This window comes from Nostoc sp. (assembly GCF_036917155.1).
In the GTDB taxonomy this organism is placed as follows: Bacteria; Cyanobacteriota; Cyanobacteriia; order Cyanobacteriales; family Nostocaceae; genus Nostoc.
The window spans coordinates 17,714-31,006 of record NZ_JBALDZ010000121.1 but is presented as its reverse complement, the minus strand read 5'-3'; the positions used below and the strand labels follow the sequence as shown (position 1 = coordinate 31,006).

Here is a 13,293-nt window from a genome sequence, read left to right as displayed (position 1 = left end):
TCAGTTTGAAAAATAACTGGTGTAATTTATGATGCGTAGTTTTTATTTCGCGAGTCACACTCGCGAACTTCTTCTTTTTGTCCAAAGTCCAATACGAGACGATCGCGGCTCAAGCTCCTGGCGTTGCCAAGGCAAAAGCTTACTGGACTTGGAACCCAGAGGAGCAAAGAACTTTAGTATTAATTTATGTCGGAGATGATGTTAATGCAGTTAACGCTGCTAGAGTTGCACTCAACGATGCGGACGATCCCAATCGTCCCGTAATGGTAAAGCAGGCGATCGCCATCCCTATTAGTCTGACCCTAACTCTTTGCATCAACTCCACAAATCTCCAAGATGCAGTGGTTGCTGGTGTCAAGACAGCTCTGCTCGATGCCGATGCAGGTTTATTTGGCGCGAATGCAATCCAGATTGGACAGTCTGTCTATCAGAGTCAAATTTATGCAGCCTGCCAGAGCGTTCCTGGGGTAGTTGCAGTGCATGGTCTCCAATTTTCTGCAAACACCGTCTCTTTATTGCCTCCCCCCTGTCGCTACGTTCCTGGCGAAGGCAAGTTCTATCAACTGTTAGCTGAAAATCTCACCATCGCCGTGGAGGGAACATAAGTATGGGTAGTGACCGCGACCATTACGAAATTTACTACGCTGACAAGCTGTGGAGCCTGCTGCCTGCTGTCTATCGGACTCAGGACATGGATACTTTTGACACATCTGGTCCTTTGCGGGAAATAGTTAACCGTATTGGTACTCAAGCAGCCATTCTACGCCGTAGCATTGACCGCATGTGGGAAGATCAGTCTATTGAAACCTGCGATGATTGGCTCATTCCCTATATTGCTGATTTGCTAGCAACCAGGGTTATTTCTAGCCTTGATGCGCGAGGACAGCGATTGGATGTTGCCAATACAATTTACTATCGGAGGCGTGCAGGAACCGTTGCGATTCTGGAGGAAATCGCCGCAGACATTACTGGTTGGGATGTGCGTGTGGTGGAATTTTTCCGCCGCTTGAGCAGAACGCGCCACAGCCTCGACCCAGAAATTGGGCTGCCTCCAGAAACATCTGATGAGGCTGATAGTCTGACTCTTCAGATCACTGAGGGGCTAGTAGGCTCTTTAACGCACACTGGCATCGGTGGCTGGGCAGATATCCGCAACGTTTATGGAGCTACCAAAGCTCACACAGCCTTTGACGAGTACTTTTATACTGCTGATTTTCGCTTCGGGAGTGGACAGGTGGGCTGGCATAATATTCCCCGCCTCGGCGTGTTTCTCTGGCGATTGTATAGCTTGCCAGTGGATCTGCCAAAAGAAGACATCGAGCAGGTAAAAACAACACCTGTTCTAGTTCAGAATAGTCCAGGTCACTATAGTTTTGACCCAACAGGCCGAAATATCTGGCTCTTTGCCAAATCATCCCGCCCCTTTGGTGACCAATGGGTGTCGCCATCTGAATGGCAGCTACCCACACCAATCACCAAGCCTCTACTCCAAGCGCACAGCGATACTCTTTATGCCACGCTCGATGAAAGAGGTGAGTTAGCTCCCAATGCACTAGGCGTTTTCCGACACACTAATTTGCTCCCTGTCTCTACGGTCACGATTGACCCAGAACAGGGCACATTCAGCGTCCAACCAGTGGCTGATGACAATACAACGCTACAGGTGCTTTATCATTACGGCTTTTCGTCCTTTATTGGTGCAGGGGGCTTTGATCGTCGCATCCCTGGAGAGAAACTACCAACATTGCCAAGCCCTGAAATTCGGCCCGTGGTGACAGGAGGTGCAGACTCGCTCTTGACACCACTGGGTGCAGTTGCTCCCACAGGAACCATCACGATTGCAGACTCACTAACGTATAGTGCCGTGATCGCTGTGGGAAATATTCAGAACGTGACTTTGCGGTCAGCAAACAAAACCCGCCCCCTCATTCGACTGCCCGCACCTGCACCCAATATTGGGGAATGGACCTTTACTGGGGAGGCTGGCAGCAATCTGGTTCTGGAGGGTCTATTCGTCAGTGGTGGCGACATCGTGCTGAAGGGCAAGTTTGCTAGTATAACGATCACTTGCTGTACCTTCGATCCGGGTAGCTCTGGAGACGCTGAAACTCCAACTACCCTGTATGGGAAATCTGTGGATGGTAGAGACCTCATCCCCTGCCAACTTTGGATAGAAGCTGAGGTGGGACAGATGACATTTGATCGATGCATCATGGGTCCAATCAGGACACGTGGCAAAACAGCGAACGTCGAAACCTTAGTTCTGTCTGATAGCATTGTACAAGCAATTGGAACTAGCGAATTGGGACTACTTCAGATAACGAACCTAAAAGACCCAACAGGTCTAGCATCCAAACTACGTGATGCCCACGATTCTGTGTCAGAATATCTTAAAGGGCAGTTAGCCGCCTCTACGCAGCAACTGTTAAACGAATACGATAGTAACCATTCTCCATCACCTGAGTTGCAGCAGGCATTGATCACAGGATTGAACACGCTGATTTCTGGATCATCGTTGTATGACTCGCAGCGGTTTCGGCAAGTGAGATTAACGGCAACGACTCAAGAGCTAATCGCGCAGAATCCCTCAGGAGCAGACCTTATCCGTCTCAATCGGTTGCTCTTGTCAGGGGTTTATCCTCTAGATTTGGCAGATGAGGCGATCGCTCTCGGCAACGGAGAAGTTGTTCTGAGTCGCTGTACACTGTTGGGACCAGCCTACCTGCATCGTTTAGATGCTAGCGAATGTATTCTGAATGATGTCGTGCTGGTGGAAAACGTGCAGCTTGGCTGTGTACGCTTCAGCGCTTGGGCTTCTGGCAGCGTCCTACCCCGACCCTACGAGAGCGTAGAAATTGCGCCGCAAGCACCTCTATTTACCACCCGCGTCTTTGGCCAATCTGGTTATGCCCAGTTGAGTGAAAGTGCTGATACCGCCATTTTGTCGAACACTGTGGGCGCTACGATTGCTGGCGGTGCAGAGAATGGCTCGGAAATGGGTGTCTTTGCACGGGAGAAAAACCTCATCAAAGAGCGCAGCTTGCTGATCAAGTACGAAGAGTTTATGCCACTGGGGTTGGTTCCAGTAATTATCTACGTGACCTGAGATATTTTGGAGTTAAGGAGAGCATATGAGCAGCGATAGAGCACGCATATCTTACGATGAATATCGGCAGTACCGTGCAGTGGTAATGCAACAAGGTAGGGTAACTGTTGAGGCGGATTGGAACGAAGCGCAACAGATTGTTAACGAGGAAATCCGCAAAGAGACGCTTGATTTTGTTGGCAGCAGTGGCACCCCTGACAAGGGGTATGCGATTGACTTGACGGGACAGCCAATGCAGCTGCCCTTCGATTTCTCGGTTTGTCCCGGCACTATGTATGTAGGTGGCTTGCGTGCTTTCCTTACCCATTATATCAAGTATAGCGTTCAGCAGGATTGGCTAGACTGCAGCACCGATCTGGATTGGGTTGACTTATCTGCCAAGAGTAGTATATATAACGAGCTTATTTATCTGTACTTACGCGAACAAGAAGTGAGTGCTGTTGAGGATTCGGACTTGCGCGAGGTGGCGCTTGGCGGACCGGATACTGCTCAACGTCTGCGTCTGATCCAGCGCATCAAGCGCCTAAGCACGGAAGCACAGGACTGCAACGACGCGATGACTATAGCAGCCAAGAAGTGGGAGACAGAAGGACTGCATTTCGACCCCCATACGATGCGACTGGAGTCTTGGAGTACTCTTAAAGCCAGTTTTCAGGATTTGGGTAGTTCAGTCGGTTCTAGCAATCCGCAGGCAAATGGAGGCTATCTTGGCGCAGATAATCAGCTGATCCGCGTCCAAATTTCGGGTTCTAATAAGCTCCTTTGGGGCTTTGATAATGCGTCTTTCATCTACCGTGTGGATACAAAAGATGGTCAGACTTTGCATTTTCAAAAGAGACCAGTGGATGCGTCTCATCAACCAAAGACAAACCAAGTTGTAGAAGTGCTGCGTTCAGCAGCACAACTAAGCAATGGGAATTACATCGCATCTGCAACTGGTAAGTTTTTTAAACTCACCGTGTCTTATGATAGCGATACCCAAAGCCTTAAACTACCTGCGACTGATACTGACGGCAAGGCTTTGCCAACTGCGTATTGGGATCAGCAACAAACACCTCAAATCTTTTTACGCGTATGGCAAGATGAACTTCCCTTTACTCCAAACATGGCAGTAGCTTTAGGAGATACGGGTTTGCAGGTCACTTTGCAAACGACCTCGGAGGGCAAACTATTTCATGTAGGAGACTACTGGTCGATCGCTGTACGGCCTAGCACCTCATGCGAGGTCTACCCACACCGTTATCTTGTTGATTTTCAGCCTCCGGATGGGCCTCGTTTGTGGGTCTGTCCGTTAGCAGTCATCGAACGAGTGATCGAAATCTGTGGGGGTAAAGGAACTGGAACAATTAAGATTCTGGAATCCTGCCAGAATCATTTTGACAATCTAGTTAAAATATCAATTAGTGATAGAATACTCAACAAAACTCTGCAGGACATCCTCAATCAGCACCAGAACATCCTTGACCAGTATAAAAAGACGTTTACCCTCAGTGTTATCTCGTTGATTTTCAGCTTCCTCGCTATTCTCGTTTGTGGGCTTGGCTTCTGGCGGTGATCGAGCAAGTCTTATAAGGAAAATGCTGAAAACCCCTGAGAAACAGCAACGTAGTTGCGTATTTCGTACTTGATTGCTGGGGATGAAAGCTTTTCTTAGTGCCATTCGGGACTGAACAAGGTTTTCAAAATTTACTCCAACAAAAACGATAAAAGAGGGTTATGTCTAAGCAAGTTTTTTTCTTAGGAAGTATTGGTGGTCAAGGCGGTTCTCCATTTGAGGATGGGCCCATCCCTAATGATGTACATGTCATTGGTTGGACAATCAGACATGGAGAATACATAAACTCCGTACAATTGTTATACAGTAATAGGAAAAACTCTCAACAACATGGTGGCAATAGTGGGGATCTGCATCAATATGTGCTTGGAAAGGGGGAAGCGATCGAGGTACTCCACGGAAAAAGTGGCATTTATGTAGACAAGTTAATCATCAAAACCAACGTCCAATCGTATATCTATGGTGGTGAGGGGGGAAGTAATGACTATTCTTTTCAAATTCCTCAAGGCTCAGAGCTTGTTGGATTCTTTGGCAGGTCTGGGATCTATGTGGACACGCTTGGTGCAATCCACCGCGAACTTTGGCATTAAAGAACTACGGTTTGAGAATACAGAACGCCATGAAGAGTGCTGAGTTCCTCGGCAAAGAGAGTGCTGAGATGAAAGACCGCCCACAAGGGGCAGGGTATCAACCTCCAAACCAATTGTTGATTCCGCTTAACATCGGGCGGGGCTTTTACCATAACGAAAGCTGCGAATGAGATGGCGTTTTAGTCCTAAAGATGAAGTAAGGCAGGTAAATCCTGCCTTGTGTGTCACTAAAATCAGCTTCATTTCACGAATCTAACCATTGCACATCTGATTGACAAACACATTACTGACTTATGTCGAAACTATGACAGCCAAAAGTTGTAAACAGGGCTGGGAGAAATTGCTTTACAAGACTATATCTATATTAAGATATTATCGCCACTCCCCATCCAGGGTATTATTCACCGCCGGGCACCCAACGACCAAAGTTATAACGCCAGTAAGTTATGAAGCAGTTCTGGCAGACTGGAGAAAAGTAATTAACCAAAGCCATGAACCCAAAGACATTCGGCTGCATGATCTGGAGTAGGATTGATGGCGATTGAGGAGCTACGGGCGCTGATGGGGCATGAAAATATTCAGACTACCTTACGCTACCAGAAAATCACATCGTCACGGGCGGAATCAGTAGCTAAGTTATCTAAAGCTAACTTAGTCAATAATATACTGTTTTTTCACTATGTGTAGCGATCGCTCTTAAGGTGGGCAAGTATGCCAACAACCAAAAGTTTCAAATAATGACGCCTCGGCAGAGTGGCTCCGGCTCCGCGCTATAAATATGCACTATGTATCTCGAAATCCATCTTCTTGGTGCAGTCGCTCATGGGGGAAACAGTCTTTCCCTACACCCCATACCCTGTTTTCGGTAACAAGATAAATCCAGAACTGCTTGTGTAACACTATGTTTGCTAAAGTAATTCTAAGGCGCGTGAATTTCCGAACAATCCAGAGACATTACAACGATGAAAATACTTCATGGCACCTGGATACCAAACGAGGAAACTGACTTTATTCAGTCAGGGTCTTTTTATTTGTGGGTAGAAACTCAATTATTCCCAAAAAGTCACACGAATAGTCAACAAGTTCATCCTGGACATTTGTTCAAAGATGAATTAATCACCTTTTTAGTACAGGAATTGGGAATTAAAGAACACAATACTCAATTTGGCCAACGCATATCTCCTAAATACTTTGCCTTACCAACCACCAATAATCAGCCCCTACCTTCACCAGAATTAACCAAGTATTTAGAAATTGAGTTGACTGACAGCTATGAAGAATTCCAATATTGGCAGATAGATTGTTATGAAACAGTAGTATCTACCAAAAATGTCACAGCACTTAATATTATCAAACTACTTCAAGATATCCATTTTTTAGCAATATATAATGCCGAGAGTTTTCAAATTGGTTCAGATTTATTATTTTGGTATCATTACACTCAAAATTTTAAACAAGTAATCCTCAAAGACCAATTTATTCCCGCACTAAAATATCGACAGTTATCATCGGAAAATCCGAAGAAAAAAGGCAAAAACAAGACTTATTTAGCAGCATTTGAAATTTATGCCACCTGGGAAATTATTTCCGAACAATATGAAGCAAATATTCTTAAATATATTGACTATATGCCACTAATCTGTGTGGCAGGTAAAGCAACAGCTAGCTATCCTATTGAGTTTTTTGAGCAAGAAACACTATTGCGTCACTTTTCCGAATATGTACTTGATGATTTAGTGACTCACACCCCATCAACAGCTGCTTTTGACAAACAAATTGCTGATTCTCTAATTGAATCTTGTTTTTCTCCTCGTCAGCATAACCCACTCACAACAAATACTGCCCTCGAGGAATATCGGCAATGGTTGGTGTGGAAAACCAAAATAACCCGTACTCAAGCTGATTCACCTTTTCATTTGTGCTTCCAGTTGCATTCTCCTTCTAATGAACAAATAGACAATTGGCAAATTCAATTTCTAGTAGCCAGCAAACAAGACCCCTCTTTGAAGTTAGCGTTAGCAGACTTTCTCAATCCTGGTTACTTGGGTAAAGAAGCCCAGTTTCGGAAAATCTTCGAGATTCCGATTCAAAAAGACAATGACCGCGTGAAATCTGCCACCTTGAAAAAACTGGTAGAACCTTTAATTCTGCGAAGGTTAAAAACTGACCAATCTATTATTAATGACTTGCCAGATAAAGTGGAACAAAAACTCTACACTAACCTGACCAAAGAGCAAGCATCGCTTTATGAAGTGGTGGTACTAGATGTAGAAAAACAATTGCAATCAGCAGAGGGAATTCAGCGCAAAGGATTGATTCTTTCAACCCTGATGAAATTGAAGCAGATTTGTAATCATCCAGCCCAATTTCTGCAAGATGGGAGCGATTTTTCACCACTGCGTTCGCACAAACTCAGTCGGTTAGCAGAGATGGTTGAGGAGGCAGTTGATGAAGGAGAAAGTTTACTCATTTTTAGTCAATTTACGGAAGTGGGTGAAAAGATTGAAAAACATCTCAAACATAGTCTGCATTGCAATACTTACTATTTGCATGGTGGCACTAGTCGCCCACGTCGAGAACAAATGATTACCGAATTTCAAGACCCAAATACAGAGCCATCGGTTTTTATCCTTTCTTTGAAAGCAGGGGGTGTAGGTATCACCCTCACGAAAGCCAACCATGTCTTTCACTTTGATCGTTGGTGGAACCCAGCAGTTGAAGACCAAGCAACTGACCGTGCTTTCCGTATTGGTCAGAAAAAGAACGTCTTTGTGCATAAATTTGTTGCTATTGGGACTTTAGAAGAGAGAATTGACCAAATGATTGAAGATAAGAAAAAACTCTCTGATGCTGTTGTTGGTAGTGATGAATCTTGGCTCACCGAATTAGATAATGAAGCCTTTAAGCGGTTGATTTCATTGAACAAGAGTGCAATTTTGGAGTAGATTTTATGGCTAAATTTAGTCGAACTTGGTGGGGCGATCGCTTTATTCAAGCACTAGAAGCTTTTACAGATGATAACCGACTTAAAAGAGGACGGTCTTATGCTAGCGGTGGTAAAGTCAAAAGTTTTGAGATTGACTTAAATAAAATTACTGCCAAAGTCAGAGGCTCAGTTAATCCCTATTTTGGAGTCTACAAAGAACCAACTTATAATATAGAGATTCAGATTACACCTATTGCTAAAACCCATTGGAATGAAGCTATCCAAAAGCTTTCTTCTAAAGCCAGCATCATTTCTCGATTGCTGCTAAATGAAGTCCCAGAAAATATTGAAGATACTTTCTCTCATTTGGGACTACATTTATTGCCCCATAGTAGTAAGGATTTCAAAACTAAATGCTCTTGTCCAGATTATGCTAATCCCTGTAAGCACATTGCTGGAGTTTACTATTTAGTGGCTTCTCAATTAGATAATAATCCCTGGTTGTTATTTGAATTACGGGGATTATCGAAAGCAGAACTTCAAGCCAAACTAGCTGATTCTCCTTTAGGAAAAGCTCTCTCTGAGGAATTGAATACTAAGGAAATTCCTTTAGAACTTTCTAATTCGCTGTACACTAAGCTAGAAAAGCAATCTCTTAACCAAATGCCAAATGCCAGAGAATTTTGGTTAGGTACAAAGCGATTACCACAAACTATTGAAGTGGCGACTTCAAGTAGTATCTCTGCAATTTTGATTAAGAAACAAGGGGATTTTCCTGATTTCTGGCACAATGATGCTTCCTTTATTGAAACAATGGAAGAACTGTATCAGCGAGTCAAAACCAAAAATCATCAATTCTGATTTCAGCACTTTTTCTACTTTCTTTAACTGCTCTACTTTACATAGTCTCTGGCTAACACCCTTGTCACCAATGGGTCACTATCCAAAAACATCAAGTAATCTTGGTCTACATAGCGTTTCCCATGTCCTGCAAAGAAGAACCACAAATTATCTTCTGGTTTCAATAATGATTTTTCAAACTGTGCATTCAAAAATCGTTTAAATCTACCTTGTGTCGGCTGAGTTTGTATTGGTGGATTTGTTTTTATAGCCGGAGAATCTTCTGTAAACAAAAAAACTTGGTCAAATTTAGCTTCATCCTCAAACCAAGCCTTCATCGCCTCTGCATCTCCTTTGGCATAATTTAGCGACTGAAGATTATCGTAATTGTTGATTCCGACTACAATTACCCAATTTTTACCCATGTCCTTATTAGACATCTCCGAAAAAGAATGTAGAGACGTAGCACTGCTACGTCTCTACAAGGACTCTGGATAACGCATATTTAATTTCTGGAGATGTCTATTGATTATTTCCGCTTGAACTTGAAAGTCATTGCTCCTTTAGCACCAGCTTTTCCCCCACCAATCCCAAGCAAGCTGATTTGTCCTTCTCCAGTTATTTCTACTGATAACTCTACTTCATCAAGCTGTATTTGAGAATCCAGTTCATCAGCTTCGTCAAGTATTTCTCTCATTGCTTGCAGAAAGCCTTTCATTTCCTGTTTGAGTTTCCCTACTTCTACCGCTTTTCGTCTGGTAATTACTAATTCCGTTGTTTCTGTGATTTCTGCGCCAAGCCTTTCTCCGATATCAAAACTACTTCTCGATCCTCTTGTAACTGCTTCATGGCTAGTTGCAGCTTCGGTTTCTTCTGTAATAATCCACATCATTTTCGGGGTGGGGATTTCTGCTGACATAAGATTTCTCTATTCCTCTCGGTTTAACTGGTTTTTAGCAACTATTCTACCGTTGTCAATACTTACTCCCCTATAACTCGTCCTAGAGTTTTTTTAGAAGTGAAGGTAAAAGTATTACCATTCTTAATTACTTGTCGGATCTCTTCACACATTGGGTATTCACCTACCCCACTCAACCTTACCCAAGCTTTAGATCCGGTGAGTGCAACAATATAGCTGTTTACCATACTCAGTACTGAGTGCTGAGTGCTGTACATGGATAGCACTATGTACTCAGCACTCTTCATAAAGGCTTATAATGCTGGCAGAAAATTTGACCCCTCAAAACTTTTCAAACACCCTCTAAGCAGTAACTAATGCTCTTAATTCCTCAGTTTTTAATCTTGGTCCATAGGATGTAACAATCTTAGAAGCTGCGGCCGATGCTAATTTTCCGGCTTCTTCATAGCTCATACCTTGGGTAATTCCATAGAGGAAAGCTCCTGCATACATATCTCCTGCTCCCACTGTATCTACAGCTTTGACTTGAGGTGCAGCGATTTCGATTAATTTCTGACCATCAAATACTACTGAACCCTTGGCACCACGAGTAATGGCAAATTGCTTACTCAGGGTTTTTAGTTTATCTACAGCTACTTGAAAATCTTGTGTATCTGCTAGTTCTAATGCTTCACTTTCATTAGCAAAAATCAAGTCTAAACCAGACCCAATGATGTCTAACAGACCATCTTTAAAAAACTTCACCATGTTGTAATCAGATAGGGACATGGTAGTTTTTACTCCCGCTTTTTCAGCTATTTCTCTAGCCTTTATAGCTGCTTCTTTTGCTGTGGGAGAAGTCACTAAATATCCTTCGATATATACATATTCTGAATCAGCAATCGCTGATGATACTAATTCTTGTGTAGAAAATTCTCCAGTAATTCCCAAAAATGTATTCATGGTGCGATCGGCATCGGGAGTTACTAACACCAAACATTTACCTGTGATTCCTGATTGGCGGTCGCCATCTTTTAAGTTGGTATCTACCTGAGACTTGAGTAAATCTTCGATGTAAAAGTCTCCAAATTCATCATTAGCCACTTTACAGGAATAAAAAGCTTTTCCTCCTAGTTGACTAATTGCCACCATTGTGTTTGCTGCTGACCCTCCACAACTCTTATGGCAATGAAGATTTTTGAGATTTTCCAAAATATGATTTTGACTGTCTTCATCTAGGAGTGTCATTACACCTTTATCAATCTTTAACTCTTGTAATAACTCTCTTGATACTTCGTATTCTATATCTACTAAGGCATTACCGACACCATAAACATCATATTTCTTGCCCATTGTTTATCTCCGAGAATAATTTCTGTCTGACTCGAACAGAACTGATAATAACAGATAGACAACTCCCTAAGAGTTGCTTGTCGATAATTTCGTAGACCCGCATTTTTTCAGTGTCTTTGGGCTACAGCAGTTTAATCTCTGCAAAGAAAATTCTAGCTGAAAGCGGTTTGTCCATTTTCAAACCCGACAAGTTGATTTTAGGGTAATCACTCTTCGGAATCATTTATCGGTGTTTCAATAGACAATCTGGTGAAAATGAATGTAGAGACGTAGCAGTGCTACGTCTCTACAAGGACTCTGGAGAACGCATATTTAATTTCTGGAGATGTCTAATGCTTATTACCGCAGATAAACGCTACAATGATGCGGCAATTTCAGCAGATAATTATGGTCATGTTTGACAAAAAAATAAATCTATATGCATAAACGAGCGCCCTTATATTTGTTTTTAGGAGTATTAACGAGTTCTAGCTGTTTTGTTTTCAGTGTAGCAGCCCAAGTCCCATCTAAAGAGCAGCAGTCCTCGACTCGGAGTGAAGCTCAAACTGCTAGTTGGTTTGAAGTCCATCGCGCCCAGCCAGCCGCTTTACGAGCATTTGTACAGCGAATGCCAAAGGGAGGAGATATCCACACTCATCTAAGCGGGGCTGTGTACGCAGAACACTATCTGGAGTGGGCTGCCATCGATGGGTATTGTGTGAATCCAAAGGTGGAGGCTTTAGTTGAACCATTAGCTTGCGGTCAGGACAGTAGCTATTTTCCCGCCTCAGAATTGTTAAACCGAACATCTATTTATGATTCTCTAATAAATCGTTGGTCTACTCGTAACCTCCAATTTGCGGGAAAATCCGGACACGACCAATTTTTTGACGCTTTTAGTGGTTTTGGGACAATATCAGATTCTACGAACCGTTGGGATGATATGGTTGCGTCAGTCGCAAATCGGGCAGCTTCGCAGCATATTACCTATCTAGAGTTAATGCTTACCGTTCAGGGCAGTGAGGTTCGACAGCTAGGGCGTGAAGTTGGTTGGAATAAAGATTTTGCTCTGATGCACCGTCAATTGCTCAAAGGAGGATTAACCAAGCTAGTGACACTAGGCAGCCAGCAATTTGCACAGTTGGAGCGCGAAGTCCCGAAAACACTCGGTTGCGGCACTCCATCGGCACAGCCTGGATGTGCAGTGACAGTGAGTTATTTGCAGCAAACGACAAGAACAAAATCGCCCGTTGAAGTGTTTGCTCAGTTAGCTTATGCCTTTGCACTAGCTTCATCTCAAAAGCGGGTAGTTGGCATCAATCTCGTCGGTCCAGAAGACAACCCGATTGCACTGCGCGACTACACCCTGCAAATGCAAATGCTGCAATTTTTCAAACGCCAATTTCCCAATGTCAAGGTCGCGCTCCATTCCGGAGAGTTAACCCTGGGTTTGGTTCCGACCGAGGATTTACGTTTTCATATTCGGCAAGCAGTAGAAGTGGCACAGGCATCTCGCATCGGACATGGCGTGGATATTCTTTTTGAGGAGCGTCCCTTTGAGTTGATGAATGAAATGCAGCGACTCGGTGTGTTAGTCGAAATCTGCCTGACTAGTAATGAGATCATTTTGAATGTCCAGGGAGATAACCATCCTTTTAGGGAGTATTGGAAGGCTGGAGTACCAATGACCCTTGCTTCCGATGATGAAGGCATTTCCCGCATCGATTTGAGTCATGAGTATCTGTTAGCGGCAACGAGATATGGGCTGGGATATAAAGACCTCAAGCGACTGGCTCGTAATAGCTTAGAATATAGTTTCGCTCCAGGAAATAGTCTCTGGAAGTCGCCTGAGTTTAAGGCAATGGTTCCAGCTTGTGCAAGCGATACCCCTGATGAAACCTCTGTTTCTATTGGGTGCAGTGCTTTTTTGCACAAGAGCGAGCGTGCGCGGATTCAATGGCAGCTAGAGTCGGAATTTGCTCGGTTTGAGTCATTGCAGAACTGGCTTTGATTGACTTTCACGAAAAATGAGCCGAAGCCCAGGTA

General features: G+C 43.6%; 12 protein-coding genes. 8 read left to right on the top strand and 4 right to left on the bottom strand.

The genetic code is table 11. From position 1 onward, the window contains the following. Positions 1 to 77: 77 nt before the first annotated feature. The 7 genes from V7K67_RS17085 (at position 78) to V7K67_RS17055 (ending at position 9,038) form a co-directional block, all read left to right on the top strand. A complete protein-coding gene (locus V7K67_RS17085; protein ID WP_335167625.1) occupies positions 78 to 605 on the top strand; it encodes a hypothetical protein in 528 nt (175 codons plus the stop codon). A 2-nt stretch (positions 606 to 607) separates the two neighbouring features. Beyond that, entirely contained in the window at positions 608 to 3,106 is a 2,499-nt protein-coding gene (locus tag V7K67_RS17080) for a hypothetical protein (RefSeq protein ID WP_335167623.1), read from the top strand. Between the two features lie 25 nt (positions 3,107 to 3,131). Next, on the top strand, positions 3,132 to 4,661 hold the full coding sequence (locus tag V7K67_RS17075; RefSeq protein ID WP_335167621.1) for a DUF6519 domain-containing protein: 1,530 nt from the start codon (positions 3,132 to 3,134) through the stop codon (positions 4,659 to 4,661). A gap of 161 nt (positions 4,662 to 4,822) precedes the next feature. Then, complete coding sequence (locus tag V7K67_RS17070) at positions 4,823 to 5,251, top strand: jacalin-like lectin (protein ID WP_334729686.1); 429 nt, start codon at positions 4,823 to 4,825, stop codon at positions 5,249 to 5,251. 534 nt (positions 5,252 to 5,785) lie between these two features. After that, positions 5,786 to 5,938: a hypothetical protein gene (locus tag V7K67_RS17065; RefSeq protein WP_334729687.1), complete on the top strand. Its 153-nt coding sequence runs from the start codon at positions 5,786 to 5,788 to the stop codon at positions 5,936 to 5,938. Between the two features lie 275 nt (positions 5,939 to 6,213). Continuing rightward, positions 6,214 to 8,196, top strand: coding sequence for a DEAD/DEAH box helicase (locus V7K67_RS17060; protein WP_335167619.1), 1,983 nt, complete (start codon positions 6,214 to 6,216; stop codon positions 8,194 to 8,196). Positions 8,197 to 8,201: 5 nt separating this feature from the next. Continuing rightward, on the top strand, positions 8,202 to 9,038 hold the full coding sequence (locus V7K67_RS17055) for an SWIM zinc finger family protein (RefSeq protein ID WP_334729689.1): 837 nt from the start codon (positions 8,202 to 8,204) through the stop codon (positions 9,036 to 9,038). A 32-nt stretch (positions 9,039 to 9,070) separates the two neighbouring features. Here V7K67_RS17055 and V7K67_RS17050 read toward each other — a convergent pair whose 3' ends face one another. The 4 genes from V7K67_RS17050 to V7K67_RS17035 form a co-directional block, all read right to left on the bottom strand. Further along, positions 9,071 to 9,457, bottom strand: a complete 387-nt coding sequence (locus V7K67_RS17050) for a caspase family protein (protein WP_335167617.1) — start codon at positions 9,455 to 9,457, stop codon at positions 9,071 to 9,073. 89 nt (positions 9,458 to 9,546) lie between these two features. Further along, the gene (locus V7K67_RS17045; protein WP_334711278.1) at positions 9,547 to 9,936 is read right to left on the bottom strand and encodes a Pepco domain-containing protein; all 390 of its coding nucleotides are present in this window, start codon (positions 9,934 to 9,936) and stop codon (positions 9,547 to 9,549) included. Positions 9,937 to 9,998: 62 nt separating this feature from the next. Next, positions 9,999 to 10,163, bottom strand: a complete 165-nt coding sequence (locus V7K67_RS17040; protein ID WP_334729691.1) for a hypothetical protein — start codon at positions 10,161 to 10,163, stop codon at positions 9,999 to 10,001. A gap of 115 nt (positions 10,164 to 10,278) precedes the next feature. Continuing rightward, on the bottom strand, positions 10,279 to 11,268 hold the full coding sequence (locus V7K67_RS17035; protein WP_335167614.1) for an adenosine kinase: 990 nt from the start codon (positions 11,266 to 11,268) through the stop codon (positions 10,279 to 10,281). A gap of 418 nt (positions 11,269 to 11,686) precedes the next feature. Between V7K67_RS17035 and V7K67_RS17030 the strand changes: the two genes are divergently transcribed. After that, a complete protein-coding gene (locus V7K67_RS17030; RefSeq protein WP_334729693.1) occupies positions 11,687 to 13,258 on the top strand; it encodes an adenosine deaminase in 1,572 nt (523 codons plus the stop codon). Positions 13,259 to 13,293 lie beyond the last annotated feature (35 nt).

Excerpts from the sequence above, each read along its gene's own strand:
- V7K67_RS17065 (WP_334729687.1), top strand. The coding sequence starts at position 5,786 with ATGGCGATTGAGGAGCTACGGGCGCTGATGGGGCATGAAAATATTCAG.
- V7K67_RS17075 (WP_335167621.1), top strand. The coding sequence starts at position 3,132 with ATGAGCAGCGATAGAGCACGCATATCTTACGATGAATATCGGCAGTAC.
- V7K67_RS17070 (WP_334729686.1), top strand. The coding sequence starts at position 4,823 with ATGTCTAAGCAAGTTTTTTTCTTAGGAAGTATTGGTGGTCAAGGCGGT.
- V7K67_RS17055 (WP_334729689.1), top strand. The coding sequence starts at position 8,202 with ATGGCTAAATTTAGTCGAACTTGGTGGGGCGATCGCTTTATTCAAGCA.
- V7K67_RS17080 (WP_335167623.1), top strand. The coding sequence starts at position 608 with ATGGGTAGTGACCGCGACCATTACGAAATTTACTACGCTGACAAGCTG.
- V7K67_RS17060 (WP_335167619.1), top strand. The coding sequence starts at position 6,214 with ATGAAAATACTTCATGGCACCTGGATACCAAACGAGGAAACTGACTTT.
- V7K67_RS17035 (WP_335167614.1), bottom strand. The coding sequence starts at position 11,268 with ATGGGCAAGAAATATGATGTTTATGGTGTCGGTAATGCCTTAGTAGAT.
- V7K67_RS17050 (WP_335167617.1), bottom strand. The coding sequence starts at position 9,457 with ATGTCTAATAAGGACATGGGTAAAAATTGGGTAATTGTAGTCGGAATC.
- V7K67_RS17030 (WP_334729693.1), top strand. The coding sequence starts at position 11,687 with ATGCATAAACGAGCGCCCTTATATTTGTTTTTAGGAGTATTAACGAGT.
- V7K67_RS17040 (WP_334729691.1), bottom strand. The coding sequence starts at position 10,163 with ATGGTAAACAGCTATATTGTTGCACTCACCGGATCTAAAGCTTGGGTA.
- V7K67_RS17045 (WP_334711278.1), bottom strand. The coding sequence starts at position 9,936 with ATGTCAGCAGAAATCCCCACCCCGAAAATGATGTGGATTATTACAGAA.